A 21,224-nucleotide genomic window follows, 5' to 3' on the forward strand; every position below is an offset into this window, starting at 1 on the left:
TTAATTTTAAGAATGAAAAATTTGTATTTTTGGCAGAATGAATTGACCACATCCGATGTCTGAGCGCCATGCCACACACAGCATGGCGGCGCCAAGATCGAAGCACTGATAGGCAAAAACACCCAATCGATCATCTACGATTTGACCTTGATCAGAAGTGGGATGCATGTGCGTATTTAGAGTGTTTAAATCGAGTCGTATGCCCATACCATGCGCTTTTAAAATCGCTTCTTTGGTGGTCCATACCTTGAACCAATAACGCACATCCTCGTCTAAGGCTTTCCAGCATGCATACTCATCGGGATGAAAAGCATGCTGAGCCAAGGCATCGAAGCGGATTTTACGGTTCAAACTTTCGATATCTACACCGATATCTACCACGCGATCACTGATTGCCAAGGCATAGTCATCCTGACTGTGTGAATGATTAAACGCCAAGGTTGAATGGCGTAAATACGGTTTTCCGTGCGCGGTTACTGCATAATCTAGGGTATCGATTGATGTGTCTAAATGTCGGGCAATCTGCTGGTCGCGGTAGCCATAGATTTGCTCGCGTTTATACTGCTGATAATCACGTCTGGAAGCAAAATCGATCATTTCTGCCTGAACAATTGCCGAAAGCGGACACACATAAACCTGAATCTTTTTCAAAGCTCAAGCCTCAATCAGGTGTCTTGAGCCAAACACAGCTTGAGTATAGCAACGCGACATCAATGCATTCCCCCATTGACGGAAATAACCTGACGGGTGATGTAGGATGCCTCATCGGAGCATAAAAACCGAACCAGACTGGCCACTTCGTTGGCTTGACCTAAGCGTTGCATTGGGATCATGGCTAAAGCATGCGACTTGACCTCTTCTGTGACCATCTCGGTTTCGATCAGTCCTGGTGCCACACAATTGACGGTGATTTTACGTTTGGCCAGTTCAAGAGATAAGGCCTTGGTTGCACCAATCAGTCCTGCTTTGGCTGCACTATAGTTGACCTGCCCTCGATTGCCCATCACGCCCGAAACAGAAGACAACGTCACAATACGGCCGCCTTTTCTCAACTGAATCATCGGCATGATGATGGGTTTCAATACATTGTAAAAACCATCGAGCGAAGTAGAAATCACTTGATCCCAGTCATCATCTAGCAGTGCCGGAAAGGCTGCATCACGGGTCAAGCCAGCATTGAGCACCACCCCGTAAAAAGCGCCATGCTGTTCAATAAAGGCCTCAAGTTGTTGCTTAGTTCGTTCACGATCGGTCACATCAAACATTAAGACATCACTGCGACGTCCCAGCGCTCGAATCTCATCAGCAACGTGATTGGCTTCGTGAATGCGTGAACGCGCATGCACCACCACATCAAACCCCGCCTGTGCCAACGCCAACGCAATCGCTTTTCCAATGCCTCGACTTGATCCTGTGACTAAAATACGTTTGTTCATATTTGACTCTGCTCTGGCGTCATTGAAGGAGGTTCATATACGGTAAGAACGGCACAAATACGATACCCACCCTCATCAATACAACACTCAAATTGTCCTAGGCCATCATGTATCGACTGTTTCTCGACCCGAATGGTCAACTGTGTTCCCAAGGCAAAAAATGGCACAGGCAGATTCAGCTTACGTGTCCCGAGCAAAAATCCCACCTTGGGCCCTGCGCTGTTTAAATGACCCTGATAACCTGAAAATGCACTAATGGTTTGTGCCATTAGTTCAATACTGGTCCAGGTGGGTAGCCCTTGTGCAGTACAAAACATTAAGTCTGGCTGAATTTTTAAACTTGCCACCGCATACGTATCGGTGATTTCAATCAGATCATCCACCAACAGCATCGGTGCCTCATGCGGAATATACTGGCTGGCTTTTTCTTGTAGGATCATTTTAGGCACCGTCCAAAAATCAAACTGACATTGCTGCCACCAAAAGCAAAGGAATTACTCATCACATAATTCAAAGTATGCGCATGATCATTAGCCATCACATAGCGCTGATCATTGAGTTCAGGGTCTAAGCCCGTATGTTGTTGATGGAGAGGCAGCCACGACTGATCAAGCAATACGTGCTGACAAATAAATGCTTCAATCGCGCCCGCAGCACCTAAACAGTGTCCAGTACGATGTTTGGTGCTACTCAGTTGAGGGCCTTGTTTGCCAAAAACTTGACGCACTGCTTTGATTTCCATCTGGTCATTTTGCGGGGTTGCTGTGCCATGTAAATTCAGATAATCAATTTGTTCAGGCAAAATACCTGCTGTATCAAGTGCGCGCTGCATAGCCTGTGCTGCTCCAACACCCTCTGGGTGCGGTGCAGAAATATGCCAAGCATCCATCGATTCACCTACACCTACCAGCATAATCGGGGCCGACTCACGGGTGAGTAAAAATAGCCCCGCTGCTTCTCCAATATTGATTCCATCACGCTTATCACCACAGGGCTGACAAATCTCGCGTGAAAGACTTTCTAAACTGTTAAAGCCATTTAAAGTGAGTCGGCAAAGCGTATCGACCCCACCCACCAGCACTGCATCGACCAATCCAGCTTGAAGCAAGCGCTGGCCGGAAATAAAAGCTTTGGCACTCGATGAACATGCTGTTGAAATGGTATAGGCAGGTCCTTGCCAGCCCAAATAGGCACGCAATCCTTTTGCCAATGCATTCATTTGTTGTTTGTGATGATTAATTTTGGCATGCGGCTGATCATGAAAATGGGCGGTAAAGAGTGCCTCATTATCGGAAATACCAGACGTTGATGTTCCCACAACCACTGCCAATCGCGTTGAATCTAAGTGCGCTGTCATTTGACGAAGTGGCTTTTCAATTTGCTGTAATGCGGTAACAGCAAACCTAAGGTTACGTGATTGCCATTTTTCACATTCAGGTGGTAAATGCTCAACCATTTCACCGGTATAAGCACCCACCCAGACCTCGCGCTCTACAAGTAGATCCGAACGGAGGCTTAAACTCGGCGCAACATCCGAGCAGCCTAATTGTGTGCGCAGTTGACTCGGCTGGTCGCCCAATGCCGACAGGCTGGCACTCAGTTGTATCCCAACGGCAGCAGCATGGTGATGTTGATCTTGCATAATGATGGTTCTAGTTGGATTCTAAAGTGTTTTCAATAGATGAAAAGGTCATATGATACGGCACCTGAATATTATCAAGGTCGATCGTGTCGGAGCTGTGCCGAAGATTCAATACTTTTTGATTTTGAATATAAACGTCTTGGCCAGTTGCGGTGGGTTTTACCGTTATCGTAGCGTTTGATTGCTTGGTAAAATCAGGATAAGTGGCCACCAGAATATCGCGGACTAAAAATTCAAATGGCAACAGTCGCATTTCATCAATTCGCTGCTTCACGATCACCCGACGACCATCGTAGTCCACATCAAATAGTTGCTGTCCTGTCAAGGTCAATGCCACCATTTGCAATGCTTCGCCTTGCTGACGCTGATACAGCAAAAAACTAAACTGCTTGCTGCGCCAACGGACATCGACCTGATCCTGTCGGACGTAATCGCGATGTTGTTGCTGTAGTTGTGCCCACTGTGGCTGCGGCAATCCAGGTGCTTTGGGCGTAAAGCTTTGACATGCACTCAGCACCGCCATGATTGCGCCAATCACCATCCATCGTCCGCATGCTTTTAAATACATCGGCATGACTTATACGGCCTCCTGACGACAATATTCAGCCAAGTTACTCAAACGCCGTTTGGCATTTTTATGCATTGGATTCTTCATGTCCCAAGCGTAACCTGCCAATAATGAGGCAATCATGCGCTCAATCTCGTGATTTTTTTTGCTAGAAAATACGACATCCTGAAATTCACCTGAATACCATGCCTCGACATAGGCACGAAATACACTGATCCCCTCACGCAGCGGTTTTTCATACTCGTTCAGCCAATCGATACACTCACCTTGTAAATGACGCACAACCAAAGGCACCGCCAAACTCGATGATTTCATGGCAATGGTGACTCCCGACGAAAAAACCGGATCGAGAAACTCGCCTGCATTGCCAAGCAGTGCATAATTGGACTGGGCCAAATGTTTCACATTGGCGGAATATCCGGTCAGGCTATTTACAGGCATATCGAACTTCGCCTGCGCAAGAACCTTCGACAAACTCTGGTCATCGGCTAGAATGCGGCGCAATAAAGGTTCAGGTTGATCTTGCGCAGGATCATGGCTTAGGTATGTTTCAAAAAAGTCATGTTCGGCCACCACCCCAAAAGAGCTGCGGCCATCCGCAAAGGGAATTAGCCAGTACCAAGCACGGCGGTCTTTATCATGCACTGTAATTAAAATCTTTTGACGATCAAAGGCAGGGTTATCGCCTATGCCATCTTCAATATGGGTAAACAATGCCCGACGAACCGGAAAGTTCGACGGCGACTCCAAATCAAGCAATTTTGGCAGCACGCGACCAAAACCACTGGCATCGAGTAAAAATTTGGCCTGAATTTGATAGCTTTGTCCATCTTCGCTGCGCACGGTCACGCACGGCTCTTTTGAGTCGACATTGACGCTGAGCACATCGTGTCCAAAGCGCAGATCAGCACCCAATTGTTGGGCTTGCTGCGCTAAAAGATGATCAAAGTCGCTGCGACGAACTTGCCATGTGGTGCTTGGGCCATCACTAAATTTATCGGTGAAATCATAGAAACTACGTTCGGTTCCACGTAAAAAAGCGGCGCCATTCTTAAACTGAAAAGCGCAGGGTTCAACATGTGCTCGAATGGTCTCCAGCAGCCCTGCTTCTTCTAAAAACACCATACACTGCGGCAGTAGAGATTCGCCTATGGAAAAGCGCGGGAAATGCTGTTTCTCTAGCACTAGCACATTAAGGCCATGCTGGCGCAGCAATGCAGCGGCCGAGCTTCCCGCCGGGCCAGCACCAATAATCACCACATCGGTGTATTCATTCGAGTGTTTTAAACTAGATGGCTGCATACGACACATGACCTGTAAATTTTAGTTATTGGACGGATAATGTGAAATCACCTGATGCGCTTCATCGGCTTTGGTAAATAGCGTCGCATATACAAAGGAAAAAATGACGCCAAACAAAACCGTCAGACCAAAACAATGAATTGCATAGGTATTGCTTAATGATAATAAACCAAAACCGAGCAAAGTCGACATCATACACAAGAATAATGCCATCCCCACGACCTGTGGATGATCGTGACCGTGACGATAGAAAATGGCATAGTCCACACCGATTCCAACAATCAAAAAGGTGGCCATAATACTAAACAGATTGATCTCGACACCAAGCCATGCCTGAATTGCAAAAGTCGTCAGTAAGGCCAGCGATACAGGCATCACCAGTGGAACAATCGACCTTGGCCCATAAATAGCGCCCAATCCAACTGCCAAAGCGATCAATGCGTAAAACAGCAAGTGCTGTGCCTGTATGCGGTGTTGTTGGAATAAATCTGATAATTCTTGTACGGGCTGCTGCAAAATAATCTGATTATTTTCTAGCGCACGTAATGAACTACTGTCCTGAATACCACTTAGCATGACCAGTCGTTCGGTCGGACTCACCTGCAAAAATGCCAGTGGATGCTCGCTAAATGCGTCTAAGGTCAGCGCAGGTGTCTTTCCAAGCTGTTGCTGCCAACGTTGCAACGTCTCCAGCGGCAAACCCAGCGCTGTTGCGTATTGTGCCAATTCAGTTGCTGGGATTGTTTTGAGCATTGCTATATGTTGCTGTTGCTGCGCTACCGTTGGAATCCATTGTCCGAGTGCCTGCACACCAGTCAACTGCCCTTTTGCCTGTAACTGGGCAAGCTGCCCCAGCAAATGCTGTTCGTTTTGTTGCATATGCTCGGGTGTATCACCGCGCACAATAAAATACTCACTGCCTTGCTGTCCGGTAAAGCGACTACGCACATAGTGATCTTCCTGCTTAAGCACCTGATCCATGCTTTGCAAGTTGCGAATGTCATCATTAGGTTTTAAAAACAACAGACTGACACCACCAATTACAACAATCGAAAGCAGCGTCAGGTAGCGTACGCGTGTGTGCTGCAAGAACCAGACACGCACTTTGCCCACCCATGCCAAATGTCGAATAGCTGCTTCGGCATGCAATGGAGGCAATCGAGGCAATAGCAAAATGCTGGTGATCCACGCCGAGACCAGCCCCACAATAGAAAACACGGCAATCTGGCGAAAGCCCGGAAATGGCGTAATACTTAAAAACAGATAGGCCACCACAGTGGTCATAAGCCCCATAAACAAGCTGGGCAATAGCGGTTTTAAAACGGCAAATCCATTGAGCTTGCGATGTTGTGACTGCATCGCCATAAAGTAAAAAGAAAAATCGACACATACCCCGATCAAACTTGCGCCGAATACCAAGGTCATCAGATGTATTTCAGAAAAAATCCAGTGAGTGACAGCAAAAGCCACCAAACTGCCTGTAGTGACGGCAATAAACTCGGTAAGGAGTGGGCGAAGTGAACGAAAGCCAAACCAGACCAGAAACACCAATCCCAGCGTAGAGCCTAGACCAATCGTGGAAATTTCCTGCTTGGCCGACTGGGTACCATAATTGGCAAACAGCAACGTACCTGTCCAGTGACTGGTCACCTGCATGCGATTCAACTGTTGCCGAGTCGTATCGATCCATGCCGATACTTGCTCTTGATAGTCGATATTGTACGGGCTTTTGCTCAGATTCAAGGTAAATAAGCGAGAGATTTTTCCCTGCTCATGCAGCGTGGCAAAACCATTTTCCAGTTCAATATTGCTGCTTTGCAGGTGCTGTGCATTGGCCATCAGATAGCGACTAAACAGCATGAATGGATCTTGGGTTAGTCCTTCTGCTGTCACGGGCATACCCGGCGTCATCAATTGCAGCAAACTTTTTTCGGTCAGTGCGGCATAGTCCTGCTTTTGTAGCAGGGCTTGATCCTCTGGGCTAAGCAGGCCATCACGATGCTGGTACATCACTCGACCAATCTGCTCTAAGTCGGCTTGAGGCTTTAAGGGTGTAAACAACGGATTATGCTGTAATGACTGCTGTAAACTTTGCGTAGCCTGCTGCATCTGCGCGGGTGTCTTGGCATCGAGCACTAAAAATACGGTCTGGTTGAGCTGCCCCGCGACATACTGCTGCGTACGTTCTAACTGGGCATCCTGACTGAGTTTTGGCAGTAAGGCAAAAACATTGGTTTGAATATGAATGTCTTTTTTTAACCATGCAACACCCAAGATTAGGCTAATGACCAGTAAGATCATGAGCCATACCAAGCCGAGCTTATTTTGCCAATTGGAAAAGTGCATTTTCATGAGCAGTGAGTGTCGCAGGTTGGGCGCGTTGTTGGCTAAAATTCAGAACAGTGCTGTTATTGCCTTTTTCAACAATCACGATTTGGTTAATAAATTGCTGACCATTTAAATCTACTTGTGAAAAAAGCTTTTTAAATAAAGTACTTTTTGGCGTCATTTGAATCGACCAGCCTTGTGGATTGATCTTGGCCTGCGTCACATTAAAGTGCTGATCCAATACTGCTGGATTACCCGACATCAATTGTAAAAACAATGTCGCCACAGAACCATAAGGTGATTTGGCCACATCTAACTGACTCATGCTTTTACTGGTTTTTTGAATCAGTTTGGTCGGCGTGACCACAATATCGGCTTGTACAGGACGCTGTAACTGCCACAGCACACCGCTGTTTTTTGAAAATACGAGCTGACCTGTTGAAACAAAAGTTTTATTTAACGACGCCAGCTTCTTTTTTTGCTCAAAATCAGCACGTACTGTCGAGGTTTGTGCCAGTTGTTTAAAGATCTGGTTTACCTCAGGCGATGCAGCATGCGCATTGTTGAAAAGAACGATACCCAATAACAATGCACTCAAAACCGCCATCACGGCGCTGTGCCAGCGATGTGCCACATGACCAAAATGCTGTGTACTCATGCTTATGACTCCTTTAAAGGATGGAAGTCGGCCCATGCATTCAAACGCTCGAACAAGATTTTGGGCGACTGAAAACACATGGCTTTGCTCTGGATATCCACTGCCACTTGTGTCGTATAGCCTTTGGTTAGACGTTGACCTGTTTCATTGTCGAAGATCACATACTCGATTTTCAAACGAGTCTCCCATTCTTTTAAAATGGCGCGAACCCGAATTTTTTGCTGAAACTGAATGCCTTGCACATATTTGACATGACTTTCAATCACTGGCCAGAGATAGCCCGAGGCTTGCATTTGCCGATAGTTATAATCAAATTGATCCAACAATTTACAGCGCGCAATTTCGAAGTATTTCAAATAATAGCCGTGCCAGACCACATTCATGGCATCCACATCGTGAAAAGGCACTTCAATGATAACCTCAGCCTGCATATTGCTGCTCCTGTTGCTGCATCCAAGATGTATTGGACAATTCAAAGTTGGCGAAACGATCAACAATCTGTTGCAGTTCGGTTTGCAATGGTCGGTCTTCAATGAGTAAATCAAATGAGGCTAAGGTCCAATCGCGAAATGAGCCCAATACAGGGCTAATCTGAGCCGAACGTCCTTTTAAATGCAGTGCTTGTACACTGGCACAGCACAGCGCTGCCATCACCTGCTCGGTTAATGCAATCACACGGCTTGCATCTCGGGCGGCAATGGTGCCCATACTGACTTTATCTTGGTTATGACATTCGGTAGAACGAGAAAAAATTGAAGCCGACAATGTATGTTTTAGGGCTTCTGCAGTCCAAGCAGATACGGCAATCTGAACCGCTTTAAAGCCATGATTGAGCGGCAAACGCTCTGCTGTGGCACCCGTTAGATTACGCGGTAGGCCGTGATTCATTTTATGATCGACCAATTGCGCCAGCTGACGATCCATCAAATCGGCCAGATTGGCCACCATGATTTTCATGCTGTCCATGGCCTGTGCAATATGCCCGCCATAGAAATGACCGCCGTGCAAGACCCGTAACTGATCGGGATCAATCAACGGATTGTCATTGCTTGAATTGAGTTCATTTTCGATAAATTGACGTAGCCAGACTTTTGAATCTTCAAATACACCAATCACATGAGGCGCACAACGTAGCGAGTAACGATCTTGCAGACGCGGACTTTGCGCCGCTGTTTGAGCCGCCTCGTTAAGCCACGTACGCAATTGTGCCGCGATTTTTTGCTGACCCGGATGCGGTTTTTGAGCAAATAAAACTTCATCAAAATGGCTAGGATTACCGTCGAGTGCGACCACATTCAGTGCAGTGACTAAAGTCGCCGCCGTACTCAATTGTGCTGCACGCATATAATTCAGACAGGCCAGCGCGGTCATGACCGCCGTTCCGTTCATCAGTGCCAACCCCTCTTTAGGGCGTAACACCAACGGCTGTATGCCTTTTGCACGATACACATCGGCCACAGGCACGATTTCACCCTGATAATAGACTTCACGTTCGCCAATCAGGGTTGCAGCAATATAAGACAGCGGTGTCAGATCACCACTTGCGCCTACCGAGCCTTCCGAGGGAATAACTGGAATAATATTTTCATTGAGCATCCATGTGAGACGTTCAAGCAGCGTTAGTGATACGCCCGAAAAGCCGCGTGCCAATGAGCATAAGCGCACCAAGACCACCGCACGGGCACTCACCAGATCCAGATTTTGCCCTAGTCCGCAGCCGTGAAAGCGTGACAAATGTAGCGGCAACTCATGCACCTGATGTGCAGGCACATTGACCAAGCAAGAATCACCATAACCTGTGGTCACACCATAGATAACACCATCTCGTTGCAGCAAGTCATCCAGAAAGTCTGCTCCACGCTGGATACGCCCGCGCCACTCGGCATCGTTCGGCAAGGCCACCATGGCCCCCGCATGTGCAACCTGAACCACGTCTTCAATCTGAAGTGGCTGTAGTCCAACGGTAATGGGTGTGCTGGCTGCGATCTTCAAATTATTTGTTCCAAAAATGATAAAAGTTAAACCATTGATACGGTGCGCGTAGGCAATGCTGCTCTAATAATGCAACATAGCGCCCTGTGACCTGTTGCATGGCGTGCAGACGATCTTTTCGAGGTAAATTGACGACATCAGCAATCTTATGCACATGTACTTCAAACTGCTGCTGATGTCGATAACAAAACACGGCTAAAACCGGTACCTTGAGTAAGCTGGCCAGTATCCAAGCGCCTTGTGGCCATGTGGCTTCACGCCCTAAAAATGCAAGATGCTGAACGCGATCTGAATCTACAGGCGTTCGATCTGCCGCAATAATCACCCATTCCCCTTGTTTGAGTTTTTCTTCAAGTAAAATGGCGGTTTCAAGCCCAAGTTCATCGACTGAAATTAGATTGACATCGACCTGATCATTGAGACGTTTTAAAAAGCGATTAAATTCAGTGGCATTTTTTTGATACACCAAAATCGTGACTTTCTGCGGATGCTCCGCTTTAATGGCTCGAAATAATTCGATATTACCAAAGTGAGACACCACCATTAAGGTGCCTTTTTGGTAGGCTTCACGAAAATGCTGATCACCAAATAGCTTTAATTTTTGTTCGGAAACATCGCCCAGCCAGCCTTCCATTTTATCTAAAATACATTCGCCGAAATTCATAAAATGACGGTAGCTGTGTAGCCATGAAGGCGCCGAAATAAAGGGCGAACGCGCATCAGCAAACTGGTGTAATTGCCTTAAATAAGCCAGCGATGCCTGACGTGCAGTCACCGCAAACAGCCAGTACCACGCGATCACGATAAGCATCAATTTGCGGCAGAGCCAGCGCCCGCCCAAGCGATAAAAATACAGCACGACCATCAGCAGGCTTGAACTGCCACGCTCTCGGATTTTGCTCCAATCTTGTGTCGGCTGCTGCATATTTAGCCCTTAATTTTTTGTTTCAACAATCGTGGTAAGCGCTTGAGCATACCGCCCACCAAGCGAATATGTGCCTGCGTCACCCCAATATTGTCACGCAACAAATGATAGTGCGAGATTCCATCATCAGGATAAATCACTGGCGTTGGTACATTAATAAAATGCAGATTTTCCCATTTGAGACGTACTAAAATTTCGGTATCGAAGCCCATACGCGGTTGGAACTTGCTTGCTTGAATCAGTTTAAGGGTGGGTGCCAGCGGATAAACGCGAAAACCACACATACTGTCTTTAATCTCAAACGATAAACTTTGAATCCAGACCAAAATATGCGTCAGATAACGTCCATACAAACGTTCTTTCGGGATGGAGTCATCAAATATAGGCTGCCCGATAATCACGCGATCGGGATATTGCTGCGAGACCGTCAGAAATTTTTCAATATCATCCCAGTGGTGTTGGCCATCGCAATCGATTTGTAAGGCATGGGTCAGGCCCAACTGATCGGCATAGATCAGGCCTGTGATGACGGCCTGCCCTTTGCCCTGATTATATGGATGCTCGAGCAGATGAACCTTGATGTATTTCTGATCCAGCTCACGCATCTTTTGGGTACAATGGGCATCACTGCCGTCATTAATCAAAATGATCTGCAAATCGAATTGATCAAGCGTGGCCACGAGCTGATCCAAATGGTGCGGATGATTAAACACAGGAACAATAAAACCATAATTCGTCATGTTAAACATCCTGACCCAAATCTGTTTCGATAAAGCTTAAACGTCCAGTGGCCATGCTGGTTTGATCTTGAGCAAATGTATAGCTGATCTTGTTGGCCTTACGTATCAGCGTTAACTCAACAATAGAATATGGCAAAATTGCCTGCTGAAATTTCACTTGTTCATAACCATTGCACCACACCAAATCTGGCCAAATCTCCCGAGCAAAGGCTTCGGCACAGCCAATTAAGGCCACGCCCGGATAAACGGGTTGATTTGGAAAATGCCCTTTAAAGCATTCCAGTTCTGGCACAAATTCCAGCCGATAACGCCAAGCCTCATCGCATGATAGGCGCTGAAGCATCACGGGCTGCTGCATCGGCTCAAAAAGCCGCTTTAAATACCGATGATCGAGCTTGGACTGCGTATTGTTTGGCAGCTCTGTTAAAAAGCGCCACAAACGTGGAATTGCAATAGGCTCCAGCGCCTCTTGCAATGCCTGTTTAATTTTTACCACCCAGTGCTGCTTGCCTTCGGTGCTCAACTGTTGATGTGCTTCGTCATGCAACACCACAATACAGGCCAGCAACTGACGCTGCTGACGATCGATCAATAATGCATGGCACTGCTTGACCCATGGTAATGTGGCAATCGTCTGCTCAATGGCATCTAAACTCAGACGTTTCTCTTCAAGTTTAATCAATCGGTCGGCACGTCCGCCCAAATGAAAGCCATGCCCCAAATGATCCGAATCTGCCCATACGGCTAAATCACCCGTGATGATCCAGTCATCGGTATGCGCATGCGCGGTTTGCACCATTAAATGTTGCTGATCGATACGAATCTGAACATCTTCAAATGCCCGCCATGGGTGCAAATCCTGATCCCGAAAGGCAATCCCACCGGTTTCAGAACTCCCCAGAATTTCAGTAATCGTAAAATCGACCTGTGCACGCACACCATCATCGAGTTTGCCTCCCGATGAAAAGACGATCTCGTTACGACTCAAGGTGTGATCTGCAGGCCATCGCTTGAGCAATGCAGGGCTTGAAATCAATATATTCGCGATTCCCTGCGCAGCAAAAGCATTCTGAACAGCAAGGATTTCTTCAGGAAATGTCAATTGCGGCGCATAGAAACTTCGTCCACCGACCAAGGGCCAAAGTACTTTAAACAGCAGGCCATAAATATGCTGATGGCTAACTGTTGCCAAGCTGACGGCCGTAGGCGAAATTGCAAATGTTGCATGAAGCCCGATTACCTCAAGCAGCAATTGCTCGAGCGTTCGTGCAATGAGCTTTGGCTCTCCGGTCGAACCCGAGGTATAAAAATCAATTTGAGCCCGAGCAGCAAAATTCGGACGAACATCCAATACGAGCGGCGCAAGAGTACGGTCAACTTCCTGACGACTTAAAAAATAAATCGATTCAGCTTTAAATTGCTGTTCAAGCTGCGCCACTTTGTGTGGCGGCAAACGTAAATGTTTTCCAGCCTGCAAAGCGGCAAAGAAAAGCACCAGAAAGTCATAGCTGTCTTGTTCCCAGAGCGCCCAAACAGGCTCGATCCGCTGGGCAATCCAGGCGGCTTGCTCAGCCACATCCTGCCAGAAATCGGCAAATGATATGGGGTGTAAGTCTCGGTTAAAGGCCAGAGGCAAAGTTGACGCTATACGCTGGCTTAAAAGATCATTCATTATTGTGCTGCAAACGCTGGTGGCGTTTTCTTAAAATAAATTCGCCAATTAATAAAATTCCCATGAGGACATAGGAAATAAAACCATTATAAAGTACCCAGATTTCGGTGGATGCATACACAATGGTCCACCATGAAATGGCCGCATTGAGAATAAAAAAACCACACCATACAAAGGTCACTCGACGCGTCCACTGTACGCCCGAGGCTGGCAAGTCAGGCTGCATGATTCGGGCAAAACGTTCAATCATGGAAGGTGGGCGCCACAAGGTCGATGCAAAAATGGCAAAGGCCCCCAGACTGGTCAATACAGGATAGACTTTTAGCCACATATGGTCATTAAACAAGACGCTCATGGCACCACACACCACAGTAAATAGACTGAGAGGCCATAAAAAAGCGCTACTTTTGACCAGTAAACGTAGTAAACCAAGCGCAATCAGCATAATACTGACTGCCATAAAGCTGCCCCGGGCCAGACTCCAGCCCACCAAAAAGGGATAGGCCACAAACATAAGGGCAATCAACACCTGCATTAATTTTTGCATGGATGGGCGATTCCTATTTCATATTTGTGGATGAGTCCACTTCGATATCGACCAATGTCACCAGCATGAATGTTTATCACCATCATGCAGTCGCCCCGTGCGTATCACTCATATCCGTCAGGCTTTTTGCTGACTTTCAACCAAAGCCACCAAGCTCTGGATCGAACGAAAATGCTGTTTGGTTTCATCCGATTCAGCATTCAAATGAATGTTGTAGCGTTTTTTAAGGGCCAAACCCAGCTCCAAGGCATCAATAGAATCGAGCCCCAAGCCTTCACCAAAAAGCGGTGCAGTATCATCAATGTCAGCGGCTTGAATATCTTCCAATGCCAATACATCAATGATCATTTGTTTTAATTCATTCGCAAGATTGCTCATGTAAATCACTCATACCAAAAATCTGACCGATACCGATTGAAAGCGTAAACACATCTAAATGCGACACTTAAACCAGCGAAAAAAGTTGAAAACTGTCTTGTTGATCGAGAATGTTCAACCCATCACGCGACCTTCTTGCATTTTTGTTAAATTGACAGGCCCACGTCGCACCATTATAGCCTGCATTTATCGATTCGCGTGTACTGCGATGCAGTTTTGATGCGTCACAATTTGCCATCATCCGTGAAACGTTCGGGAATATTGTGCGATAAACGTGGAACACAATCATGAATAAATTGATGAGATCTTGCATCAGAAATGTAATCAGGCCAACACGCTGCACCATCGAGATAAATGCTACTACTTCAGCTTGTGCCAGCCGCGCCATGCGTGTTGTTCCGATGCATTCCAAAACGCATAAAAGCCAAGTGCTTCTATTTCCTGCGAAGAGATTAATCCTTCAAGCGATAAATTTGGCGCCTCCAAGCTGACCACTGCCGACATGGCAAAGGCGTCAAATGTCACTTTATCATCGTAAATCTCTGGCAATGGCTCTTCGTAAAACACCACCATAACGCGTTTTACCTGTGGTTGTGTTTTTAAAATGGCGTAGGCTTCAATCATGGCTTTCGACCATGAGCAGCTTAAGCTCGTCGAAATAGTGTCATCTTGACATAAAATCGAATATAGGCCGCCAATGGCATTATGAACCGATGTTGAAAACTGCGTGGGTGATGGGGTCTGGTCGGTCAACACATCTTTTAAGATGCCATAGGTTTTGGTTTCATCGCCATAACATGAGGCCCAGACAATATAGTCGATTGCTTGCTCATTCACGGTCTCGATGGCCACATTTAAGGCCAGCTTGGCCAATGCCGAAAGTCTCCGACGCTGCATGGCGGGTACAGATTCTAAAGCACTTAGCCCCTCACCAGCATAACAATGTCGTAAAGAAGAAAGATGAAGTTTGAGCATGTAAAATTTCAGCCTATTTTCATTATTGTGTTGAAACCGCACGAATTATAGCATTAGTCAATTCAGTAAAAACAAACGCTAAAGGCGATGCATGAGGATGCATCCACACAAACACGCAATAAAAAACCCCGAACATGTTCGGGGTTTCTCGATTGAGCAATTAACGCTTAAATTTCTTCTCGGCTTTCTTGAACTTCTGTACATAACGACGACGACGAGCAGCCACACGTTCATCGACTTGCGATTTACGCCCTTCAAATGGGTTTTCAGAGGTTTTAAAGTCGATGCGAACAGGTGTACCCTCAAGCTTGTATACTTTACGGAATACATTTTCGAGGTAACGGCGATAATCCGCTGGTGTTTTATCAACCTTGTTTCCGTGAATCACAATCGTTGGTGGATTTTGTCCGCCCATATGCGCATAACGCATCTTGATACGACGACCGCTCACCATTGGAGGTTGATGCGCTTCGGTGGCATCATTCAAAATCTGGGTCAGTTTGGCTGGTGAAACTTTCAGATTTGCCGACTCGTAAGCACGGTGAATTGATGGATACAGCTCACCAACACCTGTGCCATGTAAAGCAGAGATCAAGTGAATTTTTGCCCATGGAATAAAGTCAAAACGGCGCTCGACATCAAGCTTACATTGCTTGCGGTCATACTCGGTCATGTTATCCCATTTATTAATGGCAATCACCATGGCACGTCCAGCTTCAAGCGCATAACCGATCAAGTGCAAGTCTTGCTCGACAATGCCTTCACGCGCATCGACCACCACCACAACCACATGCGCATCTTTCATGGCTTGTAGCGTCTTAACGACCGAGAATTTCTCAATCATTTCATCGACTTTACCCTTACGACGCACACCCGCAGTGTCGATCAGCGTATATTGACGTCCATCACGCTCAAATGGAATATAAATCGAGTCACGCGTTGTGCCTGGCTGGTCAAATGCCACTACACGCTCTTCACCTAACAGGCGATTGACCAAGGTCGATTTACCCACATTCGGGCGACCAATAATCGCCAAACGCAAGCCTGTGGCTTTGTCGTGTTCTTCAGGATTTTCATCTTCAGGCACATCTACCAGTACATCTTCAAGCATTTGTGCCACGCCACGACCATGGCTGGCCGCCACATGTAACGGCTCACCAAAGCCAAGTTTGTAAAACTCAACCACAGCGGCTTCTGCATGTACTCCGTCTACTTTGTTGGCTACAAGGTAGACTTTTTTACCTAAACTACGGATTTCACGTGCGATTTGCTCATCCGATGCCAACAGACCTGCACGGGCATCGACCACAAAAATGATGATGTCTGCTTCATGAATGGCTGTTTTGGATTGTTCAGCCATGTAGGCATCAATGCCCGCCTCACCCTCACCAATACCACCGGTATCGACAACAATAAATGATTTATTTTGGTAAACCGCATCACCATATTTACGGTCACGGGTAAGCCCTGCAAAATCAGCCACGAGTGCATCACGACTCTTGGTAATCTGGTTAAACAATGTTGATTTTCCGACATTCGGACGACCAATGAGCGCAATAACGGGTTTCATAGAGTAACCTTTTTCAAGATCTGCCATCTCTCATGGCATCTGCATCAGAAACGATAAATAAGGAAGACAAAAGGCCAGAGGCCCAAATAAAAATACGGGGTTTTGAATGGTTTAGTATTCAAAATACCCCGATGAATTTGATAAGCGTTTCGCCGAGCGGCTAGTTTAACACAAGCTGAGGAAAAATTAACGTACTTCCCAGATGGTTAAGGCACCTTTTGCGGTAGAGGTATATAAATGACCGTCTACTACACGCAGCGAACTGACTTCTCCACGTGTTTTGGCACGCCCGATGAGCTGACCAGAATTTGGATTGATCAAATGGATCACGCCATCTAGATCACCCACCACCAAGTCTTTTCCGAGCATAACAGGATTACTTAACTGACGATTGAGCAATACATCACTTTCCCAGAGCTTCGAACCTGTACCTAAATCAAAGGCACTGAGTTTACCGTCACTTTGCGAAATAAACACTTTGTTGTCATAGACAGCCGGGCGCTTGTTACTGCTTGAGTCCTGATTCCATACCACACTCAAATTAGTGAGGTCGGTAACCGTTACTTGACCTTGATAACTCACCGTCACCAAATATTGGCCAGAAACGACCGGATCACCATCGATGTCGATCAGGCGCTGTACGTCAGAACGTCCTTCACTTACAGCAACGCGGCGCTGAAAACGTGGAATACCGCTGATGACGTCAATACCATAAACATAGCCGTTGGCACTGGCTGCAACAACTGTACGGTCGTCGAGCATGACAGGTGATGGCTGGCCGCGCAAACTAAATTGAATGCTTGGCATTTTGTAGGTCCAGACCTGCTGACCTGTGGCAGCATCGTGTGCAAACACTGTACCATCATTGGCGATGGTGGTGACGCGTCCTTGATAAATCAGAGACGGACTAAGCACAGCACCACTAAGCTGTACTTTCCACTTTTGCTCACCCGTTTGCTGATCAAGCGCGAAAAGTTCACCTTTTGCAGTCCCGACCACGACAATACCTTCACCTGCGACCGTACCCGCAGTCAAACGATGCTTGGTCACACGTGTAGTCCAGAGGCGATCTTTACCACGATATGCCGAAACTTTACCTTTCGGATCTGGTACAAAAATGACTCCATTGACATTATCAAGCTGAAGACGCAAAGGATCTGCCTTAGGCATTGATGACACACGTTGAGAAAAAACAGGTACGAGCGCTTGCGTTTGCGTCTGTGCAAGTTTAGGCAAAGGATTCGGCTTGGCCTCTTCCTTTTTTAACTTGTTGGTTGAACAACCGACTAAGGCGGCTGATACAATCATTAATGCAAACGGAAATTTATACTTTATATCCATTAAGACTCATCCACCTGTGTGTCTAGAATCGGGCGCTCGATCTCAGGATCATCTACTAAAACGCCTACACTTTCGAGTTTAATTTGTAAAATTTGACGCTCTTGTTTACGTTCTAGCAAAACATCCCATGCACTTTGATACGCCTTGCGAGCAGAAGCGATATCATTTTTTGCAACGTAGACATCGCCGCGAGCTTCTTCAGCTGTGGCTTTGAATGCTGGATCGGTAACAGATGATAGCGTTTTTAACGCCTCATCATACTTCTTTTGCGCAAGTTGCGCATTAGATAAACGTAATTTGATGAGTTGCACAAGCCCTTCATCATTTATTTTTGTAGTCTCGATTTTTTTCAGCGATTTTTCGGCGCCTGCATAATCACCTTTGTCGTAGGCAATTTTAGCCAGCATGAATTCAACTTGAATCGCTTGAATTGAATCTGGTGCATCTTTGACAATCTTGTCTGCTGCTGCATAAAGATTATTGAGTGCATCTGGATTCGATTCAGCCGCTTGCGCCTGATCCATCAGTTGCTGAACTTTTGCGGTACGAGTCTGGTTTTCAGCCAAGGTTTTCTTTTGCCAATACTGCCAACCCAAAAAGGCAATGAGCGCAATAAGGATCCCGATAATAAGAGCTGAACCATATTTTTTACTGAACGACTTCAAGTTATCGAGTTGTTCTTCTTCACTTAATGCGCTCATGCGTGTGTCCTTTATCCTTCAAATCTTCAGCTTAATTTGCAATTTTTTCAATTAAAAATGGTACAAGCGCCGAGAGCGCAACCTGAGACTGTTCTGCAGTTGCCAACTCTTTAATCGCAAGCTCCTGTGCAGTCCACTCTCGTTCTCCAAGAATCACAGCAAAGCGCGCACCAGATTGGTCGGCTTTTTTCATTTGACTCTTCATACTGCCCTGAGAACCGGTTTTAATTCGAAGCGGATGGTTGAGCTGCTCGAGCTGATCACGCACCTGTTCTGCCAGCACCAGTGCCTTGCCTTGATAGGCTGGTTCGGCCACTAAAAAGACATCACAATCACGCACGGCTTGAACCTGTTCAACTTGTTCAAGCAAGAGTAAAAGTCGCTCCATGCCCATGGCAAAACCTACCGCAGGCACAGATTGATCCGCCTTACCTTTGAGTTGCCCGACCAGACCATCATAACGACCGCCTGCACATACCGTCCCTTGTGAACCCAATAACGTTGTGGTCCATTCAAATACTGTTTTGTTGTAGTAATCGAGACCACGAACCAGTTTTTGGTTAATGACAAACGATACGCCCGCCTGAGTCAGATAATCTTGCAATTGCTGGAAATGAGCCAAACTTTCTTCTTTAAGAAAATCATGCAACTTCGGTGCATTTTCCAAGATCTTTTGAGTCGATTCAATTTTCGAATCTAAAATACGTAGCGGATTGGTGCCCAAACGACGCTGAGAATCTTCATCAAGTGCATCTTTGTGCTGATTTAAAAAATCGACCAATGCAGCTCGATATTCAGCACGCTCATCCATTTCACCCAAGGTGTTGAGCTCAAGTTGAACTTTATCGGATACACCCATGCGTTTCCACAAACGTGCCGTCATCATGATCAGTTCGGCATCGATGTCTGGCGTTGCCACCCCAAAGGTTTCTACACCGAACTGATGAAATTGACGATAACGTCCCTTCTGTGGTTTTTCGTAGCGAAACATAGGTCCAACATACCAAACACGCGGAGTGGCGCCACGCAGTAAGTTGTGTTCGAGCATGGCACGTACACAACCTGCAGTACCTTCAGGACGCAGTGTTAAAGATTCTGGTGGTGTTCCTTTATCGAGAAAGGTATACATTTCCTTTTCGACAATATCCGTTGCATCACCAATTGCACGCTTGAATAAGCCTGTTTGTTCAACAATCGGCAAGCGAATCTGTTGGTAACCGTATGCATCCATCAAAGAAGCGAGATGCTGTTCAAGACGTCTCCATGCTGGCGTTTGAGCAGGAAGAACGTCATTAAAACCTTTAATTGCGACAATTGAACTCATGATGAACTACGAATAATTTCTTTAGATTTAGCTTCTTCGATCTCTTTCACACGCTGACGAACCATTGATTCGATTTCATCAACCAACTGGTCCGTATCGATCAGGTGACTTTTTTCACCGTTACGATAGACCAATGAACGAGGAGAAGCACCCACAACACCGATATCAGCTTCCTTCGCCTCACCCGGACCATTTACCTTACACCCAATCACCGACAGATCCATTGGGGTACGAACATCTTCTAAGCGCTCTTCAAGCGATTGCATGACCTTGATCACATCAAACTCTTGACGAGAACAGCTTGGACACGCAATAAAGTTAATCCCGTTTGAACGCAAACCGAGTGATTTGAGAATATCAAAGCCGATTTTAACTTCATCTTCTGGCTCAGCTGCCAAGGAGATACGCATAGTATCGCCAATGCCTTCCATCAGCAAGCCACCGAGTGCAATCGCAGATTTGACCGTGCCTGTACGATAAATCCCAGCTTCGGTTACACCCAAATGCAGTGGATTATCAATCTGCTGCGAAAGCAAGCGATAAGCATCCATGGTTAAAAATACATTCGATGCTTTCACACTGACTTTAAACTCATGAAAGTTCAAACGATCTAAAATATCGATATGACGCATGGCCGATTCAAGCAAGGCTGCACCTGTCGGTTCGCCATACTTTTTTTGCAAATCTTTTTCTAGCGAGCCAGCATTGACACCAATACGGATCGAAATATCATGATGACGAGCCGCGGCCACCACTTCACGCACTTTTTGATCAGAGCCGATATTGCCTGGGTTGATACGCAAGCAGTCTGCTCCGTAATCAGCCACAGCCAAGGCAATTTTGTGATCAAAATGAATATCCGCCACTAATGGCACTGAAACACGTTTACGGATTTGACCAAACGCTTCAGCAGCCTCCATAGAAGGCACAGAGACACGCATAATATCAACACCCGCATCTGCACATCGTTGAATTTGTGCAACAGTTGCATCGACATCACAGGTTTCTGTGTTGGTCATGCTTTGAATACTGATAGGCGCATCGCCACCGACATAGACAGAGCCAACACGAATTTTACGGGTCGGACGGCGTTTTATAGGATTTTCGATCATCGTTGGGTGCTCT

Annotated in this window: 22 protein-coding genes; all 22 read right to left on the reverse strand. The window is 46.4% G+C overall.

The genetic code is table 11. The annotated features are described in order from the left end of the window. Positions 1-6: 6 nt before the first annotated feature. The 22 genes from ADA42_RS12560 to ispG all read right to left on the reverse strand — a co-directional run bounded on the left by ADA42_RS12560 (position 7) and on the right by ispG (position 21,211). Positions 7-651 carry a 4'-phosphopantetheinyl transferase family protein gene (locus ADA42_RS12560; protein WP_081407835.1) on the reverse strand — a complete coding sequence of 215 codons (645 nt, stop codon included), beginning with the start codon at positions 649-651 and terminating at the stop codon, positions 7-9. Positions 652-710: 59 nt separating this feature from the next. Further along, positions 711-1,436 (reverse strand): 3-ketoacyl-ACP reductase FabG2, encoded by a 726-nt coding sequence (locus ADA42_RS12565; protein WP_048765572.1) that lies wholly within the window; start codon positions 1,434-1,436, stop codon positions 711-713. Further along, a complete protein-coding gene (locus tag ADA42_RS12570; protein WP_048765574.1) occupies positions 1,433-1,876 on the reverse strand; it encodes a 3-hydroxylacyl-ACP dehydratase in 444 nt (147 codons plus the stop codon). Before ADA42_RS12570 ends, ADA42_RS12565 begins: the two co-directional genes overlap by 4 nt. Beyond that, complete coding sequence (locus ADA42_RS12575) at positions 1,873-3,078, reverse strand: beta-ketoacyl-[acyl-carrier-protein] synthase family protein (RefSeq protein WP_048765576.1); 1,206 nt, start codon at positions 3,076-3,078, stop codon at positions 1,873-1,875. The genes ADA42_RS12570 and ADA42_RS12575 overlap by 4 nt, the downstream gene beginning before the upstream one ends. A 10-nt stretch (positions 3,079-3,088) precedes the next feature. Further along, positions 3,089-3,652 carry a DUF3261 domain-containing protein gene (locus tag ADA42_RS12580; RefSeq protein ID WP_048765578.1) on the reverse strand — a complete coding sequence of 188 codons (564 nt, stop codon included), beginning with the start codon at positions 3,650-3,652 and terminating at the stop codon, positions 3,089-3,091. Between the two features lie 3 nt (positions 3,653-3,655). Then, positions 3,656-4,948, reverse strand: a complete 1,293-nt coding sequence (locus tag ADA42_RS12585) for an NAD(P)/FAD-dependent oxidoreductase (RefSeq protein WP_081407836.1) — start codon at positions 4,946-4,948, stop codon at positions 3,656-3,658. Between the two features lie 21 nt (positions 4,949-4,969). Next, entirely contained in the window at positions 4,970-7,294 is a 2,325-nt protein-coding gene (locus ADA42_RS12590) for an MMPL family transporter (RefSeq protein WP_171249938.1), read from the reverse strand. Further along, positions 7,269-7,886 (reverse strand): LolA family protein, encoded by a 618-nt coding sequence (locus tag ADA42_RS12595; RefSeq protein WP_370685087.1) that lies wholly within the window; start codon positions 7,884-7,886, stop codon positions 7,269-7,271. Before ADA42_RS12595 ends, ADA42_RS12590 begins: the two co-directional genes overlap by 26 nt. A 50-nt stretch (positions 7,887-7,936) precedes the next feature. Further along, a complete protein-coding gene (locus ADA42_RS12600) occupies positions 7,937-8,365 on the reverse strand; it encodes an acyl-CoA thioesterase (protein ID WP_004932955.1) in 429 nt (142 codons plus the stop codon). Next, on the reverse strand, positions 8,355-9,902 hold the full coding sequence (locus ADA42_RS12605; protein WP_171063905.1) for an HAL/PAL/TAL family ammonia-lyase: 1,548 nt from the start codon (positions 9,900-9,902) through the stop codon (positions 8,355-8,357). The genes ADA42_RS12600 and ADA42_RS12605 overlap by 11 nt, the downstream gene beginning before the upstream one ends. 25 nt (positions 9,903-9,927) lie before the next feature. Further along, complete coding sequence (locus ADA42_RS12610) at positions 9,928-10,851, reverse strand: hypothetical protein (RefSeq protein WP_004943651.1); 924 nt, start codon at positions 10,849-10,851, stop codon at positions 9,928-9,930. A 2-nt stretch (positions 10,852-10,853) separates the two neighbouring features. Next, positions 10,854-11,591 (reverse strand): glycosyltransferase family 2 protein, encoded by a 738-nt coding sequence (locus tag ADA42_RS12615; protein ID WP_004932947.1) that lies wholly within the window; start codon positions 11,589-11,591, stop codon positions 10,854-10,856. Between the two features lies 1 nt (position 11,592). Next, a complete protein-coding gene (locus ADA42_RS12620; protein WP_004943653.1) occupies positions 11,593-13,263 on the reverse strand; it encodes an AMP-binding protein in 1,671 nt (556 codons plus the stop codon). Then, positions 13,256-13,810, reverse strand: a complete 555-nt coding sequence (locus tag ADA42_RS12625) for a septation protein IspZ (protein ID WP_004943656.1) — start codon at positions 13,808-13,810, stop codon at positions 13,256-13,258. Before ADA42_RS12625 ends, ADA42_RS12620 begins: the two co-directional genes overlap by 8 nt. Before the next feature lie 117 nt (positions 13,811-13,927). Beyond that, positions 13,928-14,188: a phosphopantetheine-binding protein gene (locus tag ADA42_RS12630; protein WP_004932939.1), complete on the reverse strand. Its 261-nt coding sequence runs from the start codon at positions 14,186-14,188 to the stop codon at positions 13,928-13,930. 67 nt (positions 14,189-14,255) lie between these two features. Next, positions 14,256-14,576, reverse strand: coding sequence for a hypothetical protein (locus ADA42_RS12635; RefSeq protein WP_004943660.1), 321 nt, complete (start codon positions 14,574-14,576; stop codon positions 14,256-14,258). Beyond that, positions 14,549-15,163, reverse strand: a complete 615-nt coding sequence (locus ADA42_RS12640) for a beta-ketoacyl synthase chain length factor (protein ID WP_004943662.1) — start codon at positions 15,161-15,163, stop codon at positions 14,549-14,551. Before ADA42_RS12640 ends, ADA42_RS12635 begins: the two co-directional genes overlap by 28 nt. 160 nt (positions 15,164-15,323) lie before the next feature. Beyond that, on the reverse strand, positions 15,324-16,733 hold the full coding sequence (der, locus tag ADA42_RS12645) for a ribosome biogenesis GTPase Der (protein ID WP_025095396.1): 1,410 nt from the start codon (positions 16,731-16,733) through the stop codon (positions 15,324-15,326). Between the two features lie 186 nt (positions 16,734-16,919). After that, positions 16,920-18,074, reverse strand: a complete 1,155-nt coding sequence (gene bamB / locus ADA42_RS12650) for an outer membrane protein assembly factor BamB (protein ID WP_004932930.1) — start codon at positions 18,072-18,074, stop codon at positions 16,920-16,922. Beyond that, positions 18,074-18,775: a YfgM family protein gene (locus ADA42_RS12655; protein WP_004932928.1), complete on the reverse strand. Its 702-nt coding sequence runs from the start codon at positions 18,773-18,775 to the stop codon at positions 18,074-18,076. Before ADA42_RS12655 ends, bamB begins: the two co-directional genes overlap by 1 nt. 31 nt (positions 18,776-18,806) lie before the next feature. Continuing rightward, positions 18,807-20,099 (reverse strand): histidine--tRNA ligase, encoded by a 1,293-nt coding sequence (gene hisS, locus ADA42_RS12660; RefSeq protein WP_004943667.1) that lies wholly within the window; start codon positions 20,097-20,099, stop codon positions 18,807-18,809. Next, entirely contained in the window at positions 20,096-21,211 is a 1,116-nt protein-coding gene (gene ispG / locus ADA42_RS12665; RefSeq protein WP_004932923.1) for a flavodoxin-dependent (E)-4-hydroxy-3-methylbut-2-enyl-diphosphate synthase, read from the reverse strand. Before ispG ends, hisS begins: the two co-directional genes overlap by 4 nt. Positions 21,212-21,224 lie beyond the last annotated feature (13 nt).

Origin of the sequence: Acinetobacter sp. 243_ASPC (assembly GCF_001054715.1) — a bacterium.
GTDB classification, from domain to species: domain Bacteria; phylum Pseudomonadota; class Gammaproteobacteria; order Pseudomonadales; family Moraxellaceae; genus Acinetobacter; species Acinetobacter soli.

Excerpts from the sequence above, each read along its gene's own strand:
- bamB (WP_004932930.1), bottom strand. The coding sequence starts at position 18,074 with ATGGATATAAAGTATAAATTTCCGTTTGCATTAATGATTGTATCAGCC.
- ADA42_RS12565 (WP_048765572.1), bottom strand. The coding sequence starts at position 1,436 with ATGAACAAACGTATTTTAGTCACAGGATCAAGTCGAGGCATTGGAAAA.
- ADA42_RS12580 (WP_048765578.1), bottom strand. The coding sequence starts at position 3,652 with ATGCCGATGTATTTAAAAGCATGCGGACGATGGATGGTGATTGGCGCA.
- ADA42_RS12600 (WP_004932955.1), bottom strand. The coding sequence starts at position 8,365 with ATGCAGGCTGAGGTTATCATTGAAGTGCCTTTTCACGATGTGGATGCC.
- ADA42_RS12585 (WP_081407836.1), bottom strand. The coding sequence starts at position 4,948 with ATGCAGCCATCTAGTTTAAAACACTCGAATGAATACACCGATGTGGTG.
- ADA42_RS12620 (WP_004943653.1), bottom strand. The coding sequence starts at position 13,263 with ATGAATGATCTTTTAAGCCAGCGTATAGCGTCAACTTTGCCTCTGGCC.
- der (WP_025095396.1), bottom strand. The coding sequence starts at position 16,733 with ATGAAACCCGTTATTGCGCTCATTGGTCGTCCGAATGTCGGAAAATCA.
- ADA42_RS12615 (WP_004932947.1), bottom strand. The coding sequence starts at position 11,591 with ATGACGAATTATGGTTTTATTGTTCCTGTGTTTAATCATCCGCACCAT.
- ADA42_RS12630 (WP_004932939.1), bottom strand. The coding sequence starts at position 14,188 with ATGAGCAATCTTGCGAATGAATTAAAACAAATGATCATTGATGTATTG.
- ADA42_RS12610 (WP_004943651.1), bottom strand. The coding sequence starts at position 10,851 with ATGCAGCAGCCGACACAAGATTGGAGCAAAATCCGAGAGCGTGGCAGT.
- ADA42_RS12625 (WP_004943656.1), bottom strand. The coding sequence starts at position 13,810 with ATGCAAAAATTAATGCAGGTGTTGATTGCCCTTATGTTTGTGGCCTAT.
- ADA42_RS12635 (WP_004943660.1), bottom strand. The coding sequence starts at position 14,576 with ATGGCGCGGCTGGCACAAGCTGAAGTAGTAGCATTTATCTCGATGGTG.
- ispG (WP_004932923.1), bottom strand. The coding sequence starts at position 21,211 with ATGATCGAAAATCCTATAAAACGCCGTCCGACCCGTAAAATTCGTGTT.
- ADA42_RS12640 (WP_004943662.1), bottom strand. The coding sequence starts at position 15,163 with ATGCTCAAACTTCATCTTTCTTCTTTACGACATTGTTATGCTGGTGAG.
- ADA42_RS12570 (WP_048765574.1), bottom strand. The coding sequence starts at position 1,876 with ATGATCCTACAAGAAAAAGCCAGCCAGTATATTCCGCATGAGGCACCG.
- ADA42_RS12590 (WP_171249938.1), bottom strand. The coding sequence starts at position 7,294 with ATGCACTTTTCCAATTGGCAAAATAAGCTCGGCTTGGTATGGCTCATG.
- ADA42_RS12655 (WP_004932928.1), bottom strand. The coding sequence starts at position 18,775 with ATGAGCGCATTAAGTGAAGAAGAACAACTCGATAACTTGAAGTCGTTC.
- hisS (WP_004943667.1), bottom strand. The coding sequence starts at position 20,099 with ATGAGTTCAATTGTCGCAATTAAAGGTTTTAATGACGTTCTTCCTGCT.
- ADA42_RS12575 (WP_048765576.1), bottom strand. The coding sequence starts at position 3,078 with ATGCAAGATCAACATCACCATGCTGCTGCCGTTGGGATACAACTGAGT.